Annotated in this window: 2 protein-coding genes and 1 pseudogene; all 3 read left to right on the forward strand. The window is 53.6% G+C overall.

Translation table 11 applies throughout. The annotated features are described in order from the left end of the window. The first annotated feature begins 102 nt into the window (after positions 1-102). On the forward strand, positions 103-609 hold the full coding sequence (locus QCH34_RS11240; RefSeq protein WP_300334188.1) for a hypothetical protein: 507 nt from the start codon (positions 103-105) through the stop codon (positions 607-609). A 258-nt stretch (positions 610-867) separates the two neighbouring features. After that, on the forward strand, positions 868-1,683 hold the full coding sequence (locus QCH34_RS11245) for a rhomboid family intramembrane serine protease (RefSeq protein WP_300334190.1): 816 nt from the start codon (positions 868-870) through the stop codon (positions 1,681-1,683). A gap of 130 nt (positions 1,684-1,813) precedes the next feature. Continuing rightward, positions 1,814-2,173: pseudogene (locus tag QCH34_RS11250) on the forward strand (hypothetical protein); the annotation flags it as partial.

Genomic DNA, 2,173 nt, shown 5'->3' on the forward strand with positions numbered 1-2,173 from the left:
CCCCATTGCCCCCGTCTCCGACATATGATGTGCCGGAGCAGGCGGGGGGCGGGCTGCCTCTTCTTGTGCAGAAGCCCCCCCGCCCGGCAGGAGCCACCAATAATGGCAGTAGATTTCGAACAGATACGGAGCAACAAGACAGCGGTCCGGGACCTTCCGGCACCGCTTGTTGATACCGCGGCCCTTGAGGCTGTGGTTACCCATGTACTTGAGAACAACCCCTTCGGCTGTGTAGCCTATGAGTCCGGCGGCGAGACGATCCCGGGCGTGGTCCGGGGCCGCGAGCAGTATACCGCCCGGATCGTGTACCTTGACGGAGATGGGAAAAAGGTCGGTGCAGCAACCGTCACCGCCGGGACAACCGCCGGAATGAATGCGGCTGCTGCTGCCGTCCTTGCAGATGCAGCACTCACCGCCGCAGTCGGCGGGACACCTGAGCGTGACCAGAACAAGGATTCATACTCCTGCCAGCTGAAGTGCCGCGATCCAAATGGCGAGAACTATACCCTCACGTTTGGCAGAAAGGCCGTCAGGCTGACCGGCTACGATGATGAGGCAATCCTTGCCGCAGTCGAGGACTGGGCAGATGAGATGGCAGCACTGAGCTGAGCCTGTTGTGCCGGGCTATCCGATATGAGCCTGCAAGCTCGGTTTTCCAACTGAGGTTGATAACTGAGATATTGACAGAGCAGAGGGGCATATCCCTGCTCCTCTCCTCTTCCTCTCACCTCTCCTATCACTTCATAATCAGTGATCATTCCGATATCCTGGCGAAATCCCTGTAATCCGGAGATGTTCCGGTACCATGATAGCAGAAGGGCGGCTGAAAGGGGAATCCTTATGCAGACCCTAATCGATTGAAGTATAATGACACAGACAAAAGCACCATCTCCTCCCAATGGCACCATCCTCTCCTATGCCAGAACAATTCCCAGATCCATTTTTCTCCTCTATTTCCTCTTCCTGGCGGGGATATTCGGCCTCCTTTCCGGATTCCAGTACGCGATACTCCGGATAATCCCAATTGATTTCACCCTCCGGCATATCTACCTCAATGTAGCCGATCCAAACCTTCTATCCATGTTTCTCAGCAATTATATGCATAATCCCCTGGATTCTTCGCATATCATGAATAACCTCTCTTCAGCCTACCTTCTGATCATTGCGATCTTTGTTGTCGGCATCATCATTCTGCCGGCTCTCCGGTCTCCGATGCCTCCGAAATTCTTTCCAGCGAACTACCTCGTCTTTCTCCTTCTGCTCCCGTTTCCGATCTCCGGCATATCGATCTGGTCGGCTCGTATCATGGGAAAGGAGTGGTCTTCGGGATTCTCCGGGATAACCTATGCATTCCTCGGCCTCTTGTTCTTCCTGATGCTCTCGCTTGTATACAGAACCGTACTGGAGAGCCGTTCTGAGAAAATCTCCCAGTCGGTCTTTGTTCTCCTCACTGCAACCTTTCTAACGCTCACCCTCGCCATATGCCAGATCTTCGCCGAGCTGCCTTCCGGGACGGTGAATGTCTATGCCCATCTCGGCGGCCTTCTCCTCGGGCTTCTGATCCCCTCCCTCATCGGCCTCTTCCTGACAGCACAGGATCAAAAACAGAAGGCAGTTGCCGGGGTCTTCATCGGATTTGTTCTTTTCATTCCCTCGGTCTTCTGGCTTCTGTTGCCGTTTTGATTATGGCTTCCGGGGCTTCTCCCGGTGAAGGGGGATGGATCCGGGATGGCTTTCGGACAGAACTGATCAGCTGACTTGATCCTCCCGGTTCAGTTTATAAAACCAAAGAACCTATTTGATGGGATTATCTATGGTAAAGATTCATCATCTATGCTTCCTCTGCATCACCCTCTTTGTCGTGTTTGCCGCAGGATGCACAACCACTGAAGAGACCGCACCTCCTGCTCCCATTGGGGGAGAAGCGCTGACGTTCGTGACAGAAGAGTATCCTCCCTTCAACTATATCGAAGACGGGGTAGTCAAAGGGATCTCTGTTGATATCCTGCTTGGTACACTTGAAGAGATGGGAACCCCGGTAGCACGGGATCAGATCAGGGTGCTGCCATGGAATATCGCCTATGATACCGCCCTTTCAGAGAAGAATACCGTCCTCCTGACTACAATCAGATCGCCGGAGAGAGAAGAGCTCTTCAAATGGGCGGGACCATTT

It is taken from the genome of Methanocalculus sp. (assembly GCF_029762515.1).
Lineage (GTDB): Archaea > Halobacteriota > Methanomicrobia > Methanomicrobiales > Methanocorpusculaceae > Methanocalculus.